General features: G+C 35.5%; 16 protein-coding genes. 3 read left to right on the top strand and 13 right to left on the bottom strand.

What is annotated here, in order from left to right:
• Nucleotides 1-57: 57 nt before the first annotated feature.
• A complete protein-coding gene (locus tag NBT05_RS17490; RefSeq protein WP_265771185.1) occupies nucleotides 58-1,374 on the bottom strand; it encodes a TldD/PmbA family protein in 1,317 nt (438 codons plus the stop codon).
• A gap of 26 nt (nucleotides 1,375-1,400) precedes the next feature.
• Nucleotides 1,401-3,041: a TldD/PmbA family protein gene (locus NBT05_RS17485; protein WP_265771184.1), complete on the bottom strand. Its 1,641-nt coding sequence runs from the start codon at nucleotides 3,039-3,041 to the stop codon at nucleotides 1,401-1,403.
• Between the two features lie 668 nt (nucleotides 3,042-3,709).
• On the opposite strand from NBT05_RS17485, the gene NBT05_RS17480 reads away from it, so the two are divergent.
• On the top strand, nucleotides 3,710-4,717 hold the full coding sequence (locus tag NBT05_RS17480; RefSeq protein WP_265771183.1) for a glycosyltransferase family 4 protein: 1,008 nt from the start codon (nucleotides 3,710-3,712) through the stop codon (nucleotides 4,715-4,717).
• A gap of 197 nt (nucleotides 4,718-4,914) precedes the next feature.
• Here the strand turns inward: NBT05_RS17480 and NBT05_RS17475 are convergent, their stop codons facing one another.
• From NBT05_RS17475 to NBT05_RS17450, 6 genes are all read right to left on the bottom strand, one after another.
• Nucleotides 4,915-6,261: a DUF3526 domain-containing protein gene (locus tag NBT05_RS17475; protein ID WP_265771182.1), complete on the bottom strand. Its 1,347-nt coding sequence runs from the start codon at nucleotides 6,259-6,261 to the stop codon at nucleotides 4,915-4,917.
• On the bottom strand, nucleotides 6,258-7,709 hold the full coding sequence (locus NBT05_RS17470; protein WP_265771181.1) for an ABC transporter permease: 1,452 nt from the start codon (nucleotides 7,707-7,709) through the stop codon (nucleotides 6,258-6,260). The genes NBT05_RS17475 and NBT05_RS17470 overlap by 4 nt, the downstream gene beginning before the upstream one ends.
• A gap of 3 nt (nucleotides 7,710-7,712) precedes the next feature.
• Nucleotides 7,713-10,199 (bottom strand): TonB-dependent receptor, encoded by a 2,487-nt coding sequence (locus tag NBT05_RS17465; protein ID WP_265771180.1) that lies wholly within the window; start codon nucleotides 10,197-10,199, stop codon nucleotides 7,713-7,715.
• Between the two features lie 24 nt (nucleotides 10,200-10,223).
• Nucleotides 10,224-10,919 (bottom strand): ABC transporter ATP-binding protein, encoded by a 696-nt coding sequence (locus tag NBT05_RS17460; RefSeq protein WP_265771179.1) that lies wholly within the window; start codon nucleotides 10,917-10,919, stop codon nucleotides 10,224-10,226.
• 32 nt (nucleotides 10,920-10,951) lie between these two features.
• Nucleotides 10,952-11,914: a DUF5829 family protein gene (locus tag NBT05_RS17455; RefSeq protein ID WP_265771178.1), complete on the bottom strand. Its 963-nt coding sequence runs from the start codon at nucleotides 11,912-11,914 to the stop codon at nucleotides 10,952-10,954.
• A 486-nt stretch (nucleotides 11,915-12,400) separates the two neighbouring features.
• Nucleotides 12,401-12,706: a hypothetical protein gene (locus tag NBT05_RS17450; protein ID WP_265771177.1), complete on the bottom strand. Its 306-nt coding sequence runs from the start codon at nucleotides 12,704-12,706 to the stop codon at nucleotides 12,401-12,403.
• 231 nt (nucleotides 12,707-12,937) lie between these two features.
• On the opposite strand from NBT05_RS17450, the gene NBT05_RS17445 reads away from it, so the two are divergent.
• Both NBT05_RS17445 and NBT05_RS17440 read left to right on the top strand, forming a co-directional pair.
• Nucleotides 12,938-13,426, top strand: coding sequence for a hypothetical protein (locus NBT05_RS17445; RefSeq protein ID WP_265771176.1), 489 nt, complete (start codon nucleotides 12,938-12,940; stop codon nucleotides 13,424-13,426).
• Between the two features lie 761 nt (nucleotides 13,427-14,187).
• Nucleotides 14,188-16,899, top strand: coding sequence for a DUF5060 domain-containing protein (locus NBT05_RS17440; RefSeq protein ID WP_265771175.1), 2,712 nt, complete (start codon nucleotides 14,188-14,190; stop codon nucleotides 16,897-16,899).
• A gap of 171 nt (nucleotides 16,900-17,070) precedes the next feature.
• Here the strand turns inward: NBT05_RS17440 and NBT05_RS17435 are convergent, their stop codons facing one another.
• The 5 genes from NBT05_RS17435 to NBT05_RS17415 form a co-directional block, all read right to left on the bottom strand.
• Nucleotides 17,071-17,514, bottom strand: a complete 444-nt coding sequence (locus NBT05_RS17435; protein ID WP_265771174.1) for a GNAT family N-acetyltransferase — start codon at nucleotides 17,512-17,514, stop codon at nucleotides 17,071-17,073.
• Between the two features lie 283 nt (nucleotides 17,515-17,797).
• On the bottom strand, nucleotides 17,798-19,666 hold the full coding sequence (locus tag NBT05_RS17430) for a mucoidy inhibitor MuiA family protein (RefSeq protein ID WP_265771173.1): 1,869 nt from the start codon (nucleotides 19,664-19,666) through the stop codon (nucleotides 17,798-17,800).
• 565 nt (nucleotides 19,667-20,231) lie between these two features.
• On the bottom strand, nucleotides 20,232-20,669 hold the full coding sequence (locus tag NBT05_RS17425; RefSeq protein ID WP_265771172.1) for a hypothetical protein: 438 nt from the start codon (nucleotides 20,667-20,669) through the stop codon (nucleotides 20,232-20,234).
• Between the two features lie 338 nt (nucleotides 20,670-21,007).
• Complete coding sequence (locus tag NBT05_RS17420; protein WP_265771171.1) at nucleotides 21,008-22,945, bottom strand: T9SS type A sorting domain-containing protein; 1,938 nt, start codon at nucleotides 22,943-22,945, stop codon at nucleotides 21,008-21,010.
• Nucleotides 22,946-23,679: 734 nt separating this feature from the next.
• Nucleotides 23,680-23,928, bottom strand: a complete 249-nt coding sequence (locus tag NBT05_RS17415; RefSeq protein WP_265771170.1) for a hypothetical protein — start codon at nucleotides 23,926-23,928, stop codon at nucleotides 23,680-23,682.
• Nucleotides 23,929-24,088: the final 160 nt, after the last annotated feature.

The raw sequence follows: 24,088 nt of genomic DNA, 5'->3' as shown, positions 1-24,088 counted from the left end.
AACTGGTTATCTCAAATTGTTTAAGATAACCAGTTTTGTGAGTTTATAATTTAAAAACTAAACCGCATCAGATAAACTACTAAAAGTAAAATCCCTAATTTTCATATACGGTACCAGGTTTCCGTCAATACGTACCTGTTGTCCTAAGGTCTCTAAGTTGTTTAACATGATAATCGGACTCTCGTTAAAGCGCATGTTTTTGATTGGATACTTAATTTCTCCGTTTTCAATATAAAAAGTACCATCCCTGGTCAACCCGGTATATAACAGGGTTTGCGGATCTACACTACGAATATACCACATCCGTGTTACCAAAATTCCTTTTTTAGTATCTTTAATTAGATCATCTAAGGAAGCAGTACCACCCGCCATGATAAAATTATTTGGAAATGGAACTGGGGATACTTTTTTCTGATCTGCCCAATACCGGCTATATGCCAGATTTTTTACCACTCCGTTTTCAATCCAACTTGTCTTTTTTAAGGCTTGCCCATCGCCGCTCCAGGTACTAGTAGGTACTTCTTTATTAAGTGGGTCAGACCATATTTTTACTCGTTCATCTACAATTTTTTCTCCAAGTTTGGTACCCCCACCTTCTTTAGACATAAAACTTCGACCTTCATCTGCTCTTCTGGCGCTAAAAGAATAGCCCATATTCTGAAGTAAGCCCACCGATGCCGCGGGTTCTAATATTACCGTATACTTTCCGGGTTCAATAGCTTTGGCGTTTTTTGACATGATCGCTTTCTCAATAGCGATGTTTGAAGCTTCTTCTGCATTGAATTTTTTAACATCGTTAAAATCTCGAGAAACCCAACCGGAACCCGTACCATCATTAGTTCGCATAGTGACGGTAAAGTTACAATCCGTAGATTTGTTATAGGCAAATAAACCTTTGGAGTTCATCATGGCATCAAATCCTGACGAATCGTCAAAAAATCCGGCTGCCGTTACCTCTTTTACCGCTGCAGGCTGAATGCTTTTATTTGCAACTTCAGCTCTGTACTCCGGTGAAATCTTAGCGGTATCTTCAATAAAAGTTACCGAAGTATCATAGGTTTGAGGTTCCATAATAGACATAAATTCCGGGTTATCCGGAGATAATTTAGCTAATTCTTCTGCTCTTTTTACTACTTTTTGTAAGGAGGCATCATCAAATTCATCAATAGTAGCCGTTCCCATTTTTTTTCCAAAATTAGATTGGACAACCAGGGTTTGATTTGAATTATGACCTGCGGTAGAAACCGTATTTCGAGCATAGCGTATATTACCACTTTCACTACCACTCAAATTTATTTCGCAAGCATCTGCTGATGAAAAGCTCAAAGCTTTCTCCATAATTTGCTTTGCTTCTTCTTTACTATATATAGCCATTCTATTTTATATTATTTGAGGGTTTATTAAATTTTTCTTCCGGTATTAATAACATTAACACCATTAAATCGCGTGGTTGAACTACCATGAGAAACAGCGCTCACCTGGGGGGGTTGTCCTTTACCGTCAAAGAAAGACCCAAATAATCGATAATCATCTTTATCACAAATTTTTGCACAAGAGTTCCAGAATTCCTGCGTATTGGATTGGTAAGCAACATCATCCAACATACCTACTATCTTACCATCTTTAATTTCGTAAAATACCGTACCTCCAAACTGAAAGTTATAGCGTTGCTGATCAATAGAAAAAGAACCTCTTCCTGCTATGTAAATTCCTTTCTTTACATCTTTAATCATATCTTCTACAGAGTATGGGTCCTTACCAGGTTCCAGAGATACATTAGGCATTCTTTGAAACTGTACGTCATTCCAGCTTTGAGAATAACAGCAACCGTGCGATTCATTTTGGTTGATCATATGAACCTGATCCCGAATGGCCTGGTAATTTGTTAAAATTCCACCACGGACTAAATCCCATTTTTTAGTTTTTACTCCCTCATCATCATATCCTACAGCCCCTAAGGATCCTTGTTGCGTTTTATCTGCGACCAGGTTTACAATTTCGCTTCCGTATTTAAAATCTTTAGATTTCCATTTATCCAGGGTGGCAAAGCTTGTTCCGGCATAATTTGCTTCATAACCTAATACCCGGTCAAGTTCCAGAGGATGTCCCACGGATTCGTGAATGGTTAATCCTAAATGATTAGGTTCTAAAACCAAATCGTATTTACCAGGTTCTACGGATTTTGCAGTTAATCTCTCTTTGGCTTGTTTAGCAGCTACGGTAGCATCTTCTACCATATCATAGCTATTTCGGTATAAATTAAAACCTGCCGGACTTTTAATCTTTTCGCTATCTAATCCTTCCATATATTCATATCCCATACCTACAGGGGCACTCATAGCTTCCCTGGACTTAAAAGTACCAGTAGCTTTGTCAATGGCAGTAACGGTAAAGGTGGGCCAAATTCTATGTACATCCTGATCAATATAGGAACCGTCCGTAGAAGCAAAGTATTTTTGTTCATTGACCATAAACAATGCGGAATTTACATAATCAGCTCCATTCTTTAAAGCAGCATCATTTGCTGATAGCAGTAGTTCTACTTTTTCTGAGACCGGTACTTCCTTAAAATCTTTTTTTATAGGGGTTTTCCAGGAGACTTCACCATGAGATTGTACCGGTGCTAATACAACCGGCTCTTTCTGAATTTTTGAATTAGCTTTAGCGATAGCTACTGCCTGTTCAGTTGCTTTTTTAATCCCACCGGGAGTGACACTGTTAGTAGAAGCAAATCCCCAGGTACCATTTGCAATCACCCGAATTCCAATCCCAAAAGACTCTGTATTCACCACATTCTGAACTTTATCCTCGCGGGTGAATACATATTGATTAAGATACCTGCCGATACGGGCATCGGCATAAGTAGCACCTAAGGATTTTGCGGTATTTAAGGCAATATCAGCCATTTGTTTTTTCAGTACGGTGTCCATACCCGGGTAGAGCAACGCTTCTGCAGAAATATCTTTCCCTAAAAGCATCGAAGGCACTAGTAACGCCCCTGCACCCATTCCGGCGTATTGAATAAAGTTTCTTCTCTTCATTGAATAGTAGTTTATAATCTTTATGACTTAGTAAGTATATGTTTAGTGTTTGATAAAACTTATATACATGAGGTAATTACCTAATGTAAAATCTATATTCATCCACTAAAGAAAAGGAAAGTTGCATCCAAAAGCGCCCCCCAAAGCATTTGATGAATGATATAAATATAAGATGCTTCCCGTAACAAAATGTTACAAAAGCTTCTTAGATTAACATTATTTTAATAAAAACTAACATTTGTTCTTTAAAAATAGAAAAAAGATGGTAAAGTCTTGCCTATTTTCAGGTTTATATGATTTTAAAACCTTATTGTCCGGTAAAGATTCAAGACACACTTGCGGACGGGCAGGTCGCTATTGCTCTTAGAACCAAGAATCAAGACTAATTATGATAATATTGAAAATCAATATTATAGCATTATTCAAGGTAAAAAAAATACTTTTGACAAGTTTAACTGGAGTTAGACCCCAAAGGTTTTCAAAACCTTTGGGGTCTTGCTTGTTCTGTACGACAATTTACTTTTAGTTTAAAACCACCTTATTTTAATATTTTTATGAACTTTTATTTATTTTGAACGGACACCAAAAATTGTAAATAGCAGTTTTTAGTAATAAATACAATTATTAGTGGTAACCAAGAAATTTATACTAAATTAACCGTAAAAAAAATGAGAGTAGCAGTGTTATCACCTATTGCCTGGAGAACCCCTCCTACAGAGTATGGTCCCTGGGAGCAGGTAGCTTCCAATATCACGGAAGGTTTGGTTAAAAGGGGTTTTGAGGTGACACTTTTTGCCAGTGGTAATTCAATTACTTCTGCCAAGTTGGAATCGGTTTGCGAATTACCTTATGAGGAAGATCGTACGAATGATCCTAAAGTGTTGGAATGCTTGCATATTAGTCATCTCATGGAACAGGCTGATAAGTATGATATTATTCATAACCATTTTGATTTTCTACCACTATCGTATTCAGGGTTGATAAAAACACCTATGATAACGACCATTCACGGCTTTTCTTCTCCCAAGATCATTCCGGTTTATAAAAAATATAATAGTACCTCTGCTTATATTTCCATATCAAATGCGGATAGGCATGAAGAACTTACTTATTTGGATACTATTTATCATGGCGTAGATCCGGAGCAGTTTACGCTTGTTACTCATAAAAAGGATTACCTGCTTTATTTTGGAAGGATTCATCCTGATAAAGGAACACATCGAGCTATCGAAATTGCTAAAAAGTCAGGGTTCCCTTTAAAAATTGCCGGATTGATACAAGATCAGTCTTATTTTGAAACGCAGGTACAACCTCATATAGATGATACCCATGTCACATATCTGGGCAATGTAGGTCCGGTAATTCGTGATACTTTGCTGGGCGAAGCAAAAGCGCTTTTACATCCTATCTCTTTTGAAGAACCTTTTGGCCTTAGCGTATTAGAAACCATGATGTGCGGTACCCCGGTCATTGCCTTTGCCAGAGGGAGTATGCCCGAACTTATTAAAGAAAATGTTTCCGGTTTTGTAGTACATACCATTTCTGAAGCGGTTGATGCGGTTAAAAAATTAAATAAGATCAATCCTGTAAAATGTAGGGCATATGCTGTTCAGAAATTTAGCCTGGATCAAATGATTACTTCTTATATCGCTGCTTATCAAAAAGTCCTTGGTTGAGTTTAGTCAAGAAAGCTATGTTATTCTGAGTTCAATCGAAGGGTTCGATATCTTCGATCAAATCAAGGACAGGCTATTTTTCTTCATTTCATTACGAAAAAATACGCGAACCTGCCCGTCCGGTCAAGGCGGGTTGACGCTTTTTTCCCTTAATGTACCATGAGTTGTTCTATATAGAATTACAGATACATAGAACTTTACAATTTTTTAATTCTTGGAATTGCAAATAGTACGATAAATACCGATGCGATTAGTACCGGAATGCTACTTTGCCATGGACTTATTTTTGATGTAGGGTTATAATATTCAGGAGTAAATTGGTTCCAATCTATCACATCAGCTGATTTACTTTCGAATATTTTGGGATAGAAAAACAAGCGTAGTTTTTCATGAAATTGACGGGTTGCCTCCAGGTAATCTAGTTGTTGGCTAATACCGGTTCCGGCCAATTGATTAAACATCAGCTGTAGGTACATATTGGGAACCAGCTTTGCCAGATTTCGGCTTGCCTGTTCTCTTAACTTTATTTTTTCGTTTAGCGCATCCCGTTCTTTTTTTGAATCATCGTCGCCCATTTGTTGCATGGCATAATACCATAACCAGTTAAATCCTTCGGTAGGGTACCCGTATTCTTTAAATTGCGGATAATGTTGATAAAACTTTTCTATGGTTGTTGCCTTGTCCGTATCCCACTTTACATGATATCCATCCCGTTGTGCTATGGCAGTACTCAGTGCTTCGGGGATTGGGTATTTTGCTGATACATAACTATTAATACCAGCAGGTATCAGTATAATTAAGACCAACCATACAGATAAAAGAAGTAAGGCATTAAACCCGGAAGACTTCTTAAAAATTATGACAAAAAAGGAAAGTACAAACCAAAAAACAAGGTAAAAAATAGCCAGAGCTATCATTGCTAAAAAATTAGCGGTAAAAGGAATGTCCAGAGTAAACTTTGCGATACTAAAGAGCAGTACAAGTATTAAGGTTAATAACAAAAACCGAACAGCAAGTTTAGAAATGATAAAACCAAGTTTGGATTTTGCCTGAATAGCCAATAACGACCAGGTACCGGTTTCCGTTTCTTCAGAAACTACGTTAAACGTTAGGACTATGGCTAACAACGGAAATAAATAGATGATTACAAAAGAAAGATCAAGGTTCCCGGATTGTAAATTCATAGGATTGACTAAATCCGTATCAAACCTTTGGGCTTCAAAGGTTTTTATGGTGATTTGTTTTACCGTTGGGTTCACATCTGCCTGACCAATCGATACCCCGGCTAACGGGTCTAATGAATTGATATAACTAAATTTTGTGTAATACAACAGCAACCCCAGATCATCTTGATGTAAGGCTACCTGCCGATCAAAATGTTTTTTTTGGTAAGAACTCACCTCGACGATTGCTTGTTGTTGCCGTTCCAGGTGTTTGTTTCCGATAAAAATCGAAATGATACCTAATACGGTGATAAGTAGCAAACTGATCCGGACTTCTTTTGACCGAATGCATTGCAGTAAAAATAAGGTATATTTTTTCATATTGCTTTTGCTCTTTTTGAAGTAACTACTAACAATATAAGCACTATCACCGTCCATAAGAGTAAGGACAGGATTGCAGGAAAAGCTATGGAAAGGGATTTACCAAATGCCATAGGTTGGTGTTTAAAATCCTGAAATTCTTCCCAGTGTTTATGATCGATAACGTGCTTTTTTCCTTCGGAACCACTTTCTTTTTTTGGACTGATATAATCCATCTGTAGTTCATTCATGGTTTGCGCCAATTCATAACGATAGGTATCTGCTTTATCCTGAAAATCCAGATATGCGGAGAAATCAGTTCCCGCCAGGCTCATGGATGCTAATTTGATAGCAGTAAACGGATTGATAAATGAAGTAAACCGGGTTACGTTATTTTGTTTTTCGTAGATGTTAATTAATTTTGCATAGTTCTTATGATATAAATCCGTCGTTATTTTTTCTCCTTCACGCATTACAAAGCCTGCATAGTTAAAGGGTAAATCCGTCACATCTTTTACTTGATGAACTTTTAAAACCGAATCTTTTAAATGTTGATAATGTGGGTCATCAGGATCATGACTATCACCTTCTGCAATCACTTGTTCTTCAATAGTAGATTGAAATGCTATCTTACTAGGGGTAGGAAACCAGTAATTCCCCAGTGCCTGAGCAGATTTAGGCAATAATATTAAAAGCAGTAACCAGATGCCTAATAAGCGTAAAAGTGCATTTTTAGGATTGTTACTGCTAGCTGAAACTACAATTGTTAAAACGGAAATAATCACCAAAAATATAAGATATCCTAACCCAATCAATATAAAACGTAGCCAAAGGTGATCAATCATGGTCGGATCACCAAAAGCTATAAGTGCAACGGTCAGCAATATTAATACAGGAAGAAAAAAAGACAAAGCGATTGCCAGTAGCCCTAAGGATTTACCGAATAAAAGTTCTTTCCACCTTGCTCCCTGAGCCAGTAGGATTTTTAAGGTACCGTTTTGCCTATCTGTTGCTACGCTTGAAAATCCTATAAAAAACAAGAGCAAAGGTAGCACCAATTGTAACAGTAATGCCAAGCTTAATTCTCCAAACCGTAAACTGCCAGTAGAAAAAGTAGCTTCAGAAAAATTAACGCTGTTTTGCTGATGGGCTTCTAAAAACACCGCATTCCCGGTAAAACTCTCCAACCCATAATCAAACATGGCCAGGGGAGGGTGTGTACGAAAGGCAAAGGTCCCGAAATGGGACATTCTGTGAGGATGTTTATCGGGATTTGCTTCCCAGCTTTTCCGGGCTTTTATTTGATGTTCCTGCCGAATTTTGTTTTGCGTAAGATGGTTTTGCACGCCACTCACAGTCGCATAGCCTGTAAGTACTATAAAGATCGCATACAGTATATAAAAAGACTTTGGAGTGGTGGCATTACGCCAGAAGTTCAGGGCGAATAAACGAATCACATACCATTTCATTTGTTAAAATTTATAGGTTGTAGTCAAGAGTATATTTCTAGGTGCTCCCGGAAAAACCCGAGAGGCATTTAAGGCACCGTTCCAATAGGTTTCGTCTAATAAATTATTAAACTTTAAGGCAATCTGCATATCAATTCCCGTTGGACGATAATATAGTGCAGCATCAAATACAGTATAGGCTGGTAGTAGTAAACGGTCTCCAAACCATGAAAAACGTTCTCCGCGATATTCCATACCTAATCCCACTCCCATATTCCGTAGTGCGCCACTGGTAAAATCATACCTGCCCCAAAGATTCGCACTATGTTCCGGAGCTCCTCCGATACGTTCACCGACTAAAGCAGGGTCATCATCTTCTACAATTTCAGCATCGATGTAGGCATAGGAAGCACTTAACTGCAGATTAGGTAATACGTGACCATTCAAATCCCATTCAAAACCACGACTACGTTGTTCCCCTCGTTCGGTTAAAACGGATTCGTCATTAGGGTCCTGTAATAACAGGTTTTTTTGGGTGATTTGATATATGGAGGCACTGGTCGCTAACCTTCCGCCGAAAAATTCACCTTTTGCTCCGAATTCAATATTATTACTTTCCAGAGGGTCAAAACTGGCCGGAGAAGCAGCAAAGAAAAAGTCCCCTGTAAATGGAGATAAGGTCACCGTATTCGACTGCGGTTGAAATCCCTGTACATACGAACCATAGACACTTACGGCATCCGTAGCTTTATAGGTCAAGCCTATCCTGGGTATAAAAGCTTCGTTTTTAAAGGATTGTTCATCGTCTGATTCATAATCAAATATATCTTCATACCAGTCGTAACGCAAGTTTAGCAAAGCCGAAAACCGGCCTATTTTAAATTGGTTCTGAATGTAAATGCCATTAGAGGTAGTAAGGTTCGCCGGAATAGCAAACTCTGAAATCCTGTAATTTGACGTTTCTCTTGCCGTATTATTAGGATCCGCCAAGTTAAAATGAGCAACATTCGGCCTGGGGGCAAGTACTCCATCAATTTCTATGGTTTCAAACAGTGCTGCTTCTGCGGGATCAAATCCAGTAGCAGTACCGTCTAATCTTAAGTAGCGTCTTGCTCCGTTGGAAGCTCCGCCAATAGTACGTTCCCATCGGCTACCGTCATATCCTACCAATAATTTATTAGTAATTTTTTCATTCTCCAGGTCAAAGTTGATAAAAGCACCGTAATTATCAGTCACCCAAAATTGTTGTCGTTCTGTATAACGCAATTCAGCTAGAGTAGGGATGCTATTTCCATTAATATCTACCGCAGCCGAACCTGCTACCCGGTGTTCAGCCAGGTCTTCTTCCCAGGTTTGCTTCATATAAGAGGCGTTGAACCCAATGTTATCTGTTATTTTCTTACTAAAATTACTGATGACCATAAATTCTTTAGAAGCATAAAAGTCATTTGCTGCTGCCACGTTGGTTTCAATATCCGTACTATTCAAATCAAATTCTCCGTTGATAGCCCCAAAAAGTGGCTGACCACGATCCAAATTTCCTACACCATTACTGTAAATCATTTCTACGTTAAGTGCGGTCGTACTATTGGGTAAAAACGTAATAGAAGGTGTGATTAAAAATTGATTGTTTTGAACCAGATTTCTGAAAGACCGGGCTTCCTGAACCGCCGCATTCAGGCGGTATAGTAGAGAGCCGGACTCATTTAACGGCCCGGTAAAATCCGCGGTAGCTCGAAGGGTACCAAAACTTCCGGCTGTAGCACTTACTTCATTTCTTGATTCTTTTAAGGGTTTTTTAGTTACTAAATTTACCGATCCCCCCGGGTCTACACTTGAAAAGGAAACCGAGGATGGTCCTTTAATGACTTCTGCTCTTTCAATATGAGAAGTAATGGGCTGTAAAAAATAATATTGTCGTGTTCTCAGACCGTTAATCAATTGTCCGTCTTCTGCCTGGATAATCCCCCTGATATTAAAGTGGTTATAGTTCCCGGTGTGGGTCACACTACTAGAAGTTTTTATAGCATCTGCAATCTGAAAGGCTTGTCGGTCATTCATTAATTCTTTAGTAATCGTAGATACTGCTTGTGGTAATTCCCGGTTTTTTATAGCCACTTTAGTAGACGAAAAGGAGTAATCACTATTATAATCCGTCCGGGCTCGACCTACTACTTCTACGCTTTGTAATTGTTCGGTACCTTCATTCAACTGAATGGTTCCCAGGTCAAATAAGGGTTTATCATTTAAATCCAAATTTTTTTTATAGGGTTGAAACCCTAAGTAGCGGATTTCGATATTATATGTTCCGGAAGGTGCGTTAATCTCAAATTGCCCGGACTCGTCCGTAAGTCTGCCAAAGGTTTTTTCAGCATTCTTTAACATAATTGAGACTCCTGGCATTGGGGTATTTTGGGAGTCAACCACAGTTCCTTTAACGCTTACTTGCGCAAAAGAAATACTGCTGGCTGTTAGGAATAATAAGAAAGTTATTAATTTAATTGTGTTCATTGTATGAGTGATTTGATTGTAAGTTTAGATGGTTTTTAAGTATAAGTCTTGTAATTCTGTTGCGTTAATAGTTCCGGTATCTGAAGTATGGACTAGTTTTCCTTCCTTCATAATCCCAATTTTAGTTCCCACATTTACCGCATTAAAAATGTCATGTGTCGCCATGATGATGGCTTTACCTTCCGCACTTAATTCTTTACAGATTTTAGTAAATTCCTGAGTTGCTTTAGGGTCCAGGCCGGAGATAGGTTCATCCATAATAATATATTCGGCATTTTTTGATAAGGCAATTGCGATCCCTACCTTTTGCCGCATTCCTTTAGAGTAGGAGGAAATTTTATTTTGATGTGCGCTCTTTTGTAAGCCTGCTTTTATTAAAAAATCAGATAAATCCTTATTTGAATAGGTAAATCCAGCCAATCTGCTAAAGAAATCAAGATTTTCGATACCCGAAAGGTTACCGTATAACTGCACTACTTCCGGGATATACGCGATCATTTTGGTAGTTTTATTACTATTTGGTTTTACGGTAATTCCATTAATGACCGCTTCTCCACTGGTAGGGGCAATCAATCCTAAAAATAAATTAAGGGTGGTCGTTTTACCGGCGCCATTTTGACCTAGTAAACAAAAAATTTCTCCTTTGTCCACTGATAGGTTAAGTTGCCTAAGTGCATGGTGGTTACCATAGGTTTTTGTGAGGTCTCTAGCTTCGAGCATATGTGTTTATTTAAAAGAATGAGGTATGAATTTTACTGTTCGATGATTTGATTTTGATGTATCTGATCAAAGTCCCAGACAGATACTTTATCCTGATTAGTAATCGTGAGATTTCCTAGATGGTTAACACTATTGTCTTTTTTATTTAAGTCACAGGTGATTTTACTAATTCTGCTGTATTCCACCTGATCAGAGTATTCAATGACTAAATGGATATCCCCGCTTTTAATGGTATATACATTCTGTTCTCTTTGAATTAATTCGCATTTTAAATAGGCTAATTCATTTGCAATGCGTTGAAAATCAGTAGGAGTACAAGTCAGCTGAATAGTCTGAATACCATTAAATAATTTGTGATCTTTATACGTGTTTTCCAGAAACTTTTCTCTGGTATATGAAGTGTGTTGCTCTTTATGTAGGTGATCTAAAAAACCAGGATTGTAAAAACCATACCAGGTGTGTAAAGAGGTACCCGGACTCGGGGTGTAAAATGCCTTAAACCAGGTTGGTTCATCATTTACAAGGGGCATTTTTACCGTTTCAGTAGCATATAGAAAGGCATCTTGTTCTACCCTTAATTTTGGTTTAACCCCCAGGTGAAAGTGTTCTCCCTCATTTTCTAGCGAAAAGCCGATACCGCTTTTCCCTACAGGTTCGTTGTAGCTATTGTTTGGCCCTAAGATTTCAATATAATGTTTATGTCCTCTTAGATAACAGGAAGTAGCGTTCTCCTTGGGAGGGGCAAAGTCAGGTAGTCCCATATCCATGGCGGCATAGGTCTTTCTCCACTGTTTATTTTTGGTTAAACTTTGATAAGTAGCACTATCCACCACGATGTACAAATGATCTAATAAAATTTTGGAAACATCACTTGTCAGCATCGAATCTAATTTTCTTCGGTCAATAAAGGAAGGGTCGTACTCTTTTTGATTTTTATTTTGGCAGGAAATAAGAGATATTATAAATAAGGTAATAACCGTAATACGAACTATCATAACATAACTATTTAGAATTTTAACTTTAGAAATAATTGGAATTGTTCCTTATCAACCCTTACCAAGCGAAGTACAGAGGGTCATTTGGAATGATAGACAGGATAAACTACATTATTTCTAAAAGTTAGCTGGTACCGAAGGGAGGTAAAGTATAAAACCAACTAGGCTGAAATATTTACCAGATTTTTTACAAATTGGTATATAAAATAGTATTTACTATTACCTCTGGTGCATCTAGGGAAAAAAGCGTCAATTCGAGTGTTTTTTCGTAATGAAATGAAGAAAAAATAGCTTGTTCTTGACTTGATCGAGGATATCGAGTCCTTCGGTTTAACTCAGGATTACATAGCTTTTTTGACCAAAATCCTTGTTCTCGATATACTTCTTCCTTTGGTCGAAGCACTCGAACTGACGTATTTTGTAATAATTATTTTTTAAATGCACCATGAGTTTACTACTATATTCAAATATTTAGAAATAAAGAGTTTATAAAACAGGTGGAGGTTTATTATAAATTGAAGAAGGAGAAGCAATTTTTGCCGTAGGACTGTTATAGAAACTATCCACCACATAAGGGCTGGGATAATTTAAAATATAATCAGTTTGGGAAGGGGTATGTCCTAAATACAAGTCAAATTGTTGCGAACTGGATGTAATGTCACAAAGTTCGCATGAGATCGAATCTTCATCATCAGAAAAATGGTCTAAGGCATGTAGATTTGCAACTCTTGGTGCTAAAAAAGTCACCAGGAATAAAAAAGTACTAATATAAATACTTATCGGACGTTGCATCTTACATGAATAAAGGTCAAAACTAATCATTTCCAAACATATAATATGGTATAGCAGTGATTTTTAAGATACCTATAACTTTAATAATTATTTAAAATACTGTATATCAGTTACTTAAAATTAATCTTAATGCTTTAAGACAGTTAAAGTTTTGCCATACTTAGCCTATATTCATCAGCGTTTTTTGGAATTAAATATCTTTATAGGTTAAAACCAAAAAAAGATAATTTTATGAAAAACATTGTAATTTTTCTATTAACACTAGCAGTATTTTCTTGTAAACAAAATCCTGCGGAAACTGCCGAACATAAAGAAATGGTAGCCTCGCATGAAGCTATGGAAACGGCACATGAATCCATGACGGCAGAGCATAATACGATGAAAGATAATCATGATGAAATGCTTAATGCGCATAAAGAGATTGAAGATGATAGTCTTCACCTGGTTATGGAAAAGCAACATAGTGATATACTTTCAAAACATCAGGAGTTAATTGACTCTCATACGGAACTTCTTGCAAAACATGCTGAACTGGAAACTAAGCATACCTCTGGTGAAATCACTCTGGAAGCTTTAAAAGAAGAACATGAGGCAATGAAGGCGGAGCATGAAAAGATGGAAAAAGAGCACCAGACGTTAAAAGTGGAGCATACTAAAATTGCTGAAGAAGATAAGAAAATGATGCAGGAAGATGCTGAAAAAGTTACAGTAGAAGAATAACATACACTTTTTTATAATAAAAGATTTATCGAGCCTTTTAATTACGTTTAGGACAAAGTACGTTTTTAGATCAAACAAGCTTTCTACCTTGAATTAAATTAAAAGGCTCGTTGTTTTTATCTACATATATCATCTATATGCTTCTCATCACTTTGCAATGAATTGAAGTAAGTATAAAACATTAAATTTTTTAGTTTCCTTCTTAATTCTATGTTCTATCTATCCGAATTTAATCTATTCATTCATTATTGTCTATTGCATTTCTAGTGGATTTATGCCTTGACAAAACCTAGATTGCTTTTTATTTGTACCCGGATTAATTCTAAATGTTGGTTTTCAACAGGTTATTACTCAGCTTTAAAGCAACTGTACAAATTAGAAGTTTGATCAAGAAAAGTATTTTTATTTATGAGTAACATATAAATGCTATTACTCCTTAAATACCTACTTATGTTCAAAATATTACATTTTAATATACTTTCATAAAGAAATTCTTTCTTTTTATCGATTAATTATGTAATTGGTAGTGTATATGATTTTTATTTAGTTTTTTAGGGTTTAAATACATATTTTTGTAACCACTCTAATAATTTGTTAAATTTTCCCTAAATAAAATATGAAATTATCAATAACTAAGATAATATAAAATACATTTTGAAGTTTTAATACATGTATGTAACTGATACTATTAAAATTTGACCGTAAAGTTTTTAAGCATTCTATTAACTACCTTAAAATTCTTTTTAACTAATTTAACTAAAATGAAAACACAAACACTATTCCTTCTATTGACCTTGTGCACTTCTTTTTTATTTTCCCAAAACCCAGAGGGAGAATTAAAACGATGGCATAAAATTAGTTTGTCCTTTAATGGACCTAATACTTCTGAAACGGCAACTCCTAATCCATTTTCTGATTTTCGACTGGATGTTACTTTTACCCATGCAGGATCTAATAAATCATATAAAGTTCCCGGATTTTATTCCGGTTGTAAAAATCCGGAAGAAAGTAGTTGTAACTCCGGAAATATCTGGAAAGTAAATTTTGCTCCTGATCGTACTGGGGTTTGGAACTGGTCTGTTGCTTTTAAAAAAGGAAGTAACGTTGCGGTAAGTAATACCGGAACCAGCGCTGGTTTTATGGATGGCGACAAAGGGTCATTTACCATTGCCGAATCTGATAAAACCGGTAGGGACTTTAGAGCACCCACTAACGGACGTCTTCAATATGTAGGGGAACATTATTTAAGGCATTCCGGAACGACACCGGGTAACCCAAATGGAAAATGGTTCGTTAAGGCAGGAGCAGATTCTCCTGAAAATACCTTGGCCTACGAAGATTTTGATAATACACCAAATAGAGGGGGACGTAGAAAAAACTGGAACCCACACCAAAAAGATTACAATGCAAACGATGCAGGTGCTTATACTTGGAAAAACGGAAAAGGAACCGAATTACTAGGTGTTATTAATTATTTAGCCTCCAAAGGAGCCAACGCTTTTTCGTTTTTAACCTTTAGTTTACATGGGGATGATCAAAATGTATTTCCACATCTATTAAAAGTTCCAATGGCTACCTACAACGGTTTTAATGACGTAAAACAGTGGAATCAAGGTGTTCATAAAAACAGGTTTGATGTTTCCAAGATGGCGCAATGGGAACGTATTTTTGAGTATGCTGATAAAAAAGGATTGTATCTACACTTTAAAACTGCAGAAAATGAAAATGTGGGTGTATTTGATAATGGAACCAATGGTACGCAACGTAAACTTTATTACAGAGAATTAATTGCAAGATACGGTCATCATTTAGCCTTAAACTGGAACATCTCCGAAGAGGTTTCCATATCTGCTAATATTGTTAAAAATATTATTAATTACGTTGCTGAAGTTGATCCTTACGATCACAATATCGTACTACATACCGGACCTAACGGTCAGCAAAAAATCTATTCTCAATTTTTAGGGAATCAATCTAAGCTAACCGGTCCTTCAATTCAGGTGGATTTAGTTAAAAATCATGCAGAGGTTAAAAAATGGGTTAATAATTCCAGAAACGCTGGTAGAAAGTGGATTGTAGCAAATGATGAGCAAGGGCCTGGTAACGTTGGTGTAAGTGCGGACCCAAAAGAAACTAAACTGGTAAGACAAGAAATCCTTTGGGGTACTCTTTTAGCCGGAGGAGCAGGAACTGAGTACTATTACGGAGGTTCAGATAATAGTAATCAAGACCATAGAACGAGGGATGCAAAGTATACGGATGTAAAATTTGCATTGGACTTTTTTAATAAATACCTACAGGAATACCTTCCTAAAATGGTTCCATCTGATGGGGTAACCAATAATACTAATGATTTTGTACTAGCTGAGCCTAATAAAGTTTACGTAGTATACCTTCCTAATGGTGGACGAACCAACATTAATTTACCCGGAGGATCCTGGCAAGTACAATGGTATAACCCAAGAACCGGGGGAGCTCTTTCTGCCTCCACAAAAATAACCAATTCTATTAATGCTCCTGGTAACCAGGATTGGGTCGCTTTAATTAAAAAAGAAGCCACTGATGTAATAGATCCTGATCCCGATCCGGATCCGGCAGGTGGTTGTGTAGCATTAGAGTCTAATGGTGTGGTTGCTATTGAAGCAGAACACTTTGATTCATTAGAGAAAACAGGCGTGAGAAACTGGTATGTTATGGAACAGGGTACTACGAATACCCCTACACCTGACGGTGATCCTAACCATTTTGCAAGTGCTAGTGCTGGTGGGTATATTGAAATATTACCAGATACCCGAAGAAACCACGGAGATAAATTAGTAGAAGGAGAAAACTTTTCACCTAATGCCGGGCGGATGACGATAGTGAACTATAAGGTTAAATTCCAAACTACCGGAAAATATTTTGTGTGGGTTCGAGCTTTCTCTACAAATTCTGAAGATAATGGTATTCATGTTGGTTTAGATGGTCAATGGCCGGAGTCTGGTAAGAGAATGCAGTGGTGTGAAGATAAAAACCAATGGACCTGGGCGAGTAAACAAAGAACGCCTCAAAATCACTGTGGTGTTAATCAGCAAATTTTCCTAAATATCAATACCCCGGGGGTACATACGGTTTCCGTATCCATGCGTGAGGATGGTTTTGAAATGGATAAGCTTGTATTAAATAAAAAATACACAAAACCAAATGGAAATGGTCCGGATGAAGTATTAGTAGATTGTGTATTAAGCACTAATGATTTTGATTTAGGTAGCAATCAAATCAATATTTATCCGAACCCAGCAGCGAATGTACTTACCATTAATAATTTAAAGAAAAGTACGAAGGTAAGTGTATACGATTTATACGGTCGTAAAATATTTAATGATATAGCTGTGGATGCTTCTAATAATACGATTGATATCTCAGAATTACCATCTAGTATGTACTTATTAGTTTTTGACAATGATCAGATCCTTAAATTTTTAAAAGAATAAACATACACTTAAGGATTAAATAAAATTTAATTAAAAGCAAAGCCTTTACCGGGATTAAATGAGATACTTCGTTTGATCTTAGTAAAGGTTTTTTTATTAGACAATGTCTTTGGATCTGTTTGTTATAGGATATTGTTGCGGTACTTTGTTATTAGTATAATATTCACCTGTTTACTTATAAACATTGGGGTTATGCTTTTCCATATAAAATTCCGGATTATTAACTTCTGTAAACCCAAACTTTTTATACAGCCATTCTGCAGTATTAGTTAATAAAATCCAACGTCTTAATCCCTGAAGATTAGGGTGCTCAATAATTTCTTTTATCAACCATTTACTTAACCCTTTTCCTCTATATTCTTTTAGTACATATACATCTCCTAAATAGGCAATAGTAGAATAGTCTGAAATTATCCTTGCAAAGCCAATTTGTTTATTTTTATGATAAAGCCCAAAATTCAACGAGTTTTCAATTGAGGTTTTTAGCGTATCCATAGGTATTCCATTTGCCCAATCCGTTTCGTTTGCAAGGAAATTGTGAATGCTTGGAATGTCTAACTTGCCATTATCAGTTGAAATGGTGTACTCATCTTTATGTACTTCTATGATTTTCATTTTAATTTTATAATTGGTGCTAAGGATTGGAAAAAAATAGAGGGTTATTTATACATGATTAGAATTTGGTTTATCAACATAAATTATTTCCTTTTATTATTCCCATGTAAAATGTTGATAATAAAATTTTTAATTATCTTTATCGAGCTCATAGTAGTATTGTACCATCCATTTAAACTATTTCTTCGTATTATAAACAACGGTTTAACTACGCGTAATATGCCTTATTTTCCCAGTAGCAGGGCATATCACTATGAGTTAGTATCGCTTTTAACGCCTAATATCAATCTACAACTAAGTTTCTGTTTTTAGGATATTTAACTTCGTATTTGATAGTTAGCACTTTTTTCTCTTTAGGTTTTAATGCTAGTTTCCAGGTTAATTTTCCGTCATCTTCATTTAGTTCCGCTCCGGAGGATTCAATTTGTTCGATTTTAATATCTGCAACTTTAGAAATTGGGAATTGGTCTTCGATAACTAAATCAATGGCAACATTTTTAGTGTTTTTAATAGTAATTTCCCAAGCTTTTAATACTTTTTCATTAGAACCAATCATACTTTTCTTGGAAAAATCTTTTTGAATTTCCCTGCTAATCAAAATATCTCTATCCCTTCCTACAGAAATACTTAGGGTATCTTCAAAACCTTTTAAATCCAAATACGTTTCGCCTTGATAAATTCCTTGAAAAAATAAATTAGCCTTGCCATTAATCATTTCGTATTTTGTCCAGTCAGGTATTTTAGCTGTCAAGTATGCATCGTCTGAGAGTTTTGGAACAGCAATATAGTGATAATCCGCTGCTACCTGATATTCTACCATTGTCACATCATAAGGTTGATTATTGGATGGGATTGAGTATGGAATTTCAATTTCAAATTCGGTTGAAGTTTGTCTTTTTTCAACAGCCAAAGGTATATGTTCTTCTTCCTCGATTACTTTTATACCTGAAACTTTACCTTGTAATCCATCTGACTTCGAACCGTAACCAATAACTACAACTTCGTCTAAAGATGATTCATCTGGTTTCAAGGAAACATCTACCTGATCTGAATTCACGTATTGCTCCTGTTCTATAAAGCCAAGGTATGTGAATATTAATTTATTCTTATTCCACGGCATATCCATTCGGTACTTTCCGTAAAAATCGGCAACTGTTCCTTGTGATGTTCCTTTTATTGAAACAGTAGCTCCAGCTAAAGGCTCTCCGGTTTCAGCATCTGTTATTGTACCACGAACAGTTCCTTTAAAAGGCTGATTATTTTGAATAATTTGTCTTGTTGGCTCTTCATAATAATTATTAAAAGTTAAGTAATAGGTATTCAGTTCGGGTTTGTAATTACTGATATTTGGGTTACCCGTAGAAAGAATTAGTTTCACATTTTTCCAATCTTCGTCAGTATTTTGAACTACTTTAGCTTTATAAAATAAGTTTAAGGGTTGATTAACATCAGGAATTCTTAAGTCATAATTAGGTTCCCAACCTGCATCGTTTACAACATAAGCTAAATCAACTTTATATGTTGTTGCTTTTTTAGCTAAAACCACAACTTTTACTTCGCTTGTGGGTGAATTAGAGGTAGCGTTTAATTCTAGCAATTGTTTAGAAATTTCGACAAATTCCGTTTTAAGGGTAAATTTGATTTTATCCAATGCTCTCGTTTTATTCTCAATTTCCGTCAACCTACTCCGAAAAAACGAGGCTGCATTTTTAAGTTCTGTTATATTAACCCCATTATCACCTCCAATGGTTTTATTGGCAATTATCATTTCTTTTTCTTGCCTGTATACTTTCTGTAAACCATCTAATGCAGAAAGACTATCTTTTATAGATACTTTTTTGTTTTCAAGTTGTTCAATCTCCGAAGAGATCTTTACTTTATTTAAATAATCAATGTTTTGAGATATAGAAACTATCATCAAATCGTTATCACCTTTAGCTTGAATACTTTTTGAATCCAGTTTTGACGATAGTCCTTTGAATATTAATGTAGTTTTCCCTTTTTGCAAATTGATATTTGCCTGACGCATAATTTCTGCTCCCTCTTGATAAACGGTTACCTTCTTGATTTCCGAATCAATTAACTTCTCTGTTTGTGCAATGGAAACCAGGTTAATCAAAGTAAATAAAAATAGAGAGATAGTTTTTTTCATAATTTAATTTATTTGATATTTTAAACCGTTTATTATTAGAGTCAAAATGAGGTCAAATGTTACACTATTTGTTGGATTTAATTTGGTCTGTTGTTTTACAAAGTTCAGTATAACCAACGTAGGGTAGGTAATGAGCAATATCATTTTAGTTTATTACTTGGCTAAAATAGAAATTTTCCTCTTCTTACTTTTGTTATAAATCCAATTTTAGAATGCTGGTTTATAAATTTTTCCAATTCAGGGGAAGGGTTCCAGTTTTTTGTTTTGTTCCTTTCAGGAAAACCCGATACTTGTAAATTGTCTTTCCAGTATTTAGTTCTTTGAAAGAGGGAAGGAGATACAGTATATATGCTATGGAAGTTAAAATTATTTTCATTTAATTGGTTACAACGTAAAATATATGTATCATAACAGGGCAAAATGTTACCTTGCTTTTCAATTTTTCTGCGCATTGCTTGTTAACTTTTTCATTCTACAAGCATTATGCCTTCATGCATACACAAAGACCATCTAATTGATCACTTAGGTTCTATAATCATATTATATGTAGCTGGTGATAGTTTTCTTATTCTTGTCTTTTCATGCTAATTAGCGTACCAATTCCATTAATCATAACCATAGATGCTCGTCCAGTTTCGATAAAATATTTTAAGTCGGTTCCATCTTTAAGCTCGATATGACCCAAAGTTAAGGAATGATCTTGATATCCTTTAAAATTACCATATCCTTTATTTTTGGCATTGATTAAACTCCCGGAGTACTCAATTCCATTTTGATTTGTAATTAATTTCTGAGTAGTTAAGATACTGTAGTTGTCAGAATTAATAATAGTAGAACATATGATTAATTCATTTTCTATCAGGTTTAAATTTAATCCGGAATATAGAAAATCAGAATTTGATTCGTAAAATTTTGTCCATTTAAAATCATCGTATGGTTTTATAGTACTTCGTTTAATAGAAGCAATTGTAATATTATGTTTGGATTTATCACTTTTTCTCAATCTCTTTTTTTTCTATTACAAAAATAAATGCCCAAATGAGCAATAGAATTCCAGCAATCCAGTAATACTTAGCAATAAACTCTTTTATTTTTATATAATTATCTACTAAATCCAATTCGTATTTTCAAATTTTGGTTTGTTTGGAAATTATATCCAATGTTCTGTGTAAAATATAATTTTATAAATTTTCACAAAGTGTTGTAAAATGTTTTTATTCAACTGATACGAATTTCCAAATTTTCGTTTAGCAATTCGTTTTAAATAATCTTGTTAAAAACGAATTAACTGCTTTCTTGCTTATACGTATACAACTTGAGTTGCCTATTTGGTTACTTTTATTATTCTACCTGTATTTTAATAGTAGTAGATTTTGCTTTACCATTTTGGAAAGTAACAAAATACACCCCTTTAGTTAAAGTACTAATGTCTAATGCTTTTTCATTTTTATTAATACTTGTGCTTAATTGATTTTTACCTAGTATATCATACACTTTTACAGAAGTAACCCTAGTACCTTTTTTTGTTTTAAAGTGCACTAAAGAGCTAGCTGGATTGGGATATAATTGGACGGAGAAGGTATCTTTATTAACATCGATTACGGACAGTATTGTAGTATTTGTAGCATCCGAATCAATAATTTCTGAATCAGCACCATCTATAGGTCTTAAATCCACAACTATTGTATAATCGTCTGCCGGCAAATTACTACCAATATCAAAATTGACTTCATTCACACCATAGCCTTCCAGAGCATTCATCGTTTGAGTAAACACTTCTACACCGGCATTATTATAGATATGTATTTGTAGTTCTCGATCTACATTTGCTTTATAGGTATAAGATAGGTTTAGCTGATTTGCCTGGGCATTTAGTACCGGTTTGTTGACAAAACTGAACTCTTCTATAAAGATTGCCGGCTTTATGGGTTTTGGGTTGTCCACTCCCAGGTTAACTATTTCAAAATTATCACCAAAACCTTCGTCTGTTGTTTGCTCGGCAAATAAAAAGAATTTTAAGCTTGTTTCTGAACCTGTAGTAAAACGTAATTCTACTTTCTGGTACTTCGTGTTATTAAGTGAAACGCTTGCAGCGGCTTGTCCGCTTGCTGTGTTTTCTTTGATTCCAAATATGATATTTCCACTAACTACTTTTACATAAGCAGACAATATATAGGCTGTATTTGCTTTTAGGGAAATCTCTTTTTCATGAGCCCCGGCACCTTTGATATGACCTGCATACCTTCCTTCATATGCCTCTGTGCTCGTTATATTTCTTATAGTGCCACCCCAACCGGTCCAGCCGCTTAAATTACCATTTTCAAAATTACCATTAGGAATCTGTAGGTCATCATTTCCTGAAAATTCAGGTTCTAAAATCGGTATTAACCGATACGAACGAATCCAATCATAATAAGAAGTATTAATGGCATTATTAGCCAAATCAGCATCCGAAGGGTAGGGTTTTGCCCAATTATAGGTTTCTGTAACCATATTAATGCCCATAGGCTCCGTAAATGGCTTATCTACAACATCTGTTCGCCCTATAACGGTTCCGGCGAATTTTTCATCCACATAAAAGTCAAAAGTTTTAGGGTCTTTCCAATAGCATCCATACGTATGATAGTCCTCCCAGGATTCACTACCGATTAAATCTGCATCGGCATCCTGCCCGTTACCTTCTACTGCATTATTACCGGCGGAATAAAAGACTTCCGGCGCATTATTACAATTTATATAGCGATAATGCGTGTTAAAATTCATTTGTGTCCTAAACTTAGAACCTCCATTAAAGACGCCTCCAATACTTTCGCAAATATCAAGTTCCTGACTCCATTTATCATTGGCACAATCGCCCGTTAATTTTGTACGCCCCAGAATCGATCTCTTCGGGTTAGACATCCAAAAAGTAGTAGACATCGCAACTCGAGATGCTTTAAATTTACATTCATAGTATCCAAAATGAGCAGTTTTTTCTAAGGATTGAACAGCTCCTCCTGCCATCGTGTATGGCCCTTCTTTTACTTTTAGTTTTTTGTTTCTAATTCGCAAATCCCCGTTTTGAACCGAGATGGTAGACGGATCAAATTTTGCGGGTGACCTACCATTCCATCCTACAAAATAATCTCTCCATTTGGATCGGTCTAAAGAAGTACCGTCAAACTCATCAGAATACTGATCCCAGAGAACCCATCTATATCCTGAGGCTGGTGCAGGGGGTTGCGCATAAGTATAGATGCTAGGTATAAAAAACAGATAAAATAAGATCCTTGCCTTCATGAGTCGTTTGTGTTAGTTAGTTAACTTAGTAATACTAACTCTTCCATTTATACTTTTAGTGTACATTCCTTTAAAAACACGAAAAAAACTAAAATTGAGCAATGTATCTTTCTCTACTATTTATATTTAAGGGGCTTTGGAAGATCAGTACCATAGGCATTAAACAAACCAACAAGATAATGCACCTATCGCTATTGCCTATCGATAAAAAATATCTGAATTTCACTCAAAAACAGGGGATAAGTGGGGTGGGAGTAGGAGTTCCGAAACACATTCTGAAATATGTCCTCATATAGTTTAAAATCTTCACTATGAGTGACCTGATTTTTTCGATTTTAGAAACGGATTTTAGATTGAAAAGCTTTAATAAAGGTGTATTTAGAGTTGGATGTTTATAAATTATGGGGTTATGTAATGGTTTCGGTTGTTGTGCCTAGCTATTTTTTAGGAATTCAAGTTTATTAGGGTCTTGCCTATTATCAAATACTCTAATTATCTCAATATTGTTAGCTTTTTCTCTATAGAATAGCGTATTTTGTTTGGTTATAACACATTTTCTTATTTCTAAATCTTTGTTGATCAATGGGAAGATTTTTGGGTTATCCATAATTAACTCAATGCAATCATCTATCTTGTCTATAAATTTTGATACAATTCTACGACTCTAGTTTAGTTCTAAATATGCTAGTATTCTATTGAGATCTTCTTCAGATGCAGGAGACCATATTATTTTTTTATGCATCCGGAAACTTTGTTCTTAAATCACTCATAACATCATCATGACTTCTACCTTTACCCTCATCAAGTTGATTGATTCCAAGAAGTATAGCATTTTGCTGAGCGTTTGTTAAATCATCCCAATCATTAATCTCCTTTTTACTATTTATAAGATTAATTAATAATCCATAAGCTTCTTCAAGGGTATTTCCTTTTAGATTATCAAGTTTTCTAAATAAATCATGTTTTATCTCTGCAGCATTCATAACTCACTTTTCCATAAAATTAATAAAATGCTATAAAATTAAAGATTAAATAGCAATATTTTTTAGTTAGACACAAGGGTTTTATGTATGAATAGTAGCGGATTTCCGATCAATAACTTTTTGATTTTATACTAACCTTTGTTTATAAACAAGATTGAAA

Origin of the sequence: Aquimarina sp. ERC-38 (genome assembly GCF_026222555.1) — a bacterium.
In the GTDB taxonomy this organism is placed as follows: domain Bacteria; phylum Bacteroidota; class Bacteroidia; order Flavobacteriales; family Flavobacteriaceae; genus Aquimarina.
This window is presented reverse-complemented; position numbering and strand designations above follow the sequence as displayed.